Source organism: Cohnella nanjingensis (assembly GCF_014212125.1).
Classification (GTDB): Bacteria; Bacillota; Bacilli; order Paenibacillales; family Paenibacillaceae; genus Cohnella; species Cohnella nanjingensis.
The window spans coordinates 1-605 of record NZ_JACJVP010000104.1; the positions used below are offsets into that span (position 1 = coordinate 1).

The 605-nt window shown below is 57.4% G+C and carries 1 protein-coding gene; it reads right to left on the reverse strand.

Annotation, left to right across the window (positions count from 1 at the left end; all coding sequences use genetic code 11):
• Nucleotides 1-30: 30 nt before the first annotated feature.
• A partial coding sequence (locus tag H7C19_RS34095) for a helix-turn-helix transcriptional regulator (RefSeq protein WP_185673547.1) occupies nt 31-605 on the reverse strand: 575 nt, incomplete at its 5' end.

Below are 605 nucleotides of genomic sequence, written 5' to 3' on the forward strand. Positions count from 1 at the left end.
GGCAGAGCCTTTTCTTTGCGTAGAGCGCTTTCAATTCAGGTCGATCTCGCGGTATTCGCTCGGCGACAGGCCCACTCTTTTTTTGAAGATTTGGCTGAAATAACGGGAATCCTGGTACCCGACCCGCTCCGCCACCTCATAGTTTTTCAGATGCGTCTTCTTCAGCATGTCCTTGGCTTTGTCGATCCGGATGTCCGTCAGATGCTCGATAAACGTCTTGCCGGTATTCGTCTTGAAGAGCAAGCTCAGGTAGGTCGGCGTCATATAGACCTTCCGGGCGACGCTGTGCAGGGAGGCATGCTGGCATTCCTGCTCCATATAGTGGATCGTTTTCTTGATGATGCTGCGATGGCTTTCCCGCGCGCTCGGGACCCCGAACTCGCGCAGATGGACGAGAAATCCCGCGACGTATCGCTTAAGCTCCTGCAGCGTATCCAGCTTCGTGACGGACAAGATCTCGTAGCGCCGGTAGCCGCTCGCCTTCTCGGAAGCGGCGAGCACGAGCTTCTCGGTCCCCACGAGCAGCCGGACGGTCAGTTCATGGACGGTCTGGATATCGATCGGACCGTCCCGGAGCAGCGAGGCGTAGAACCGCTCGACGGCTT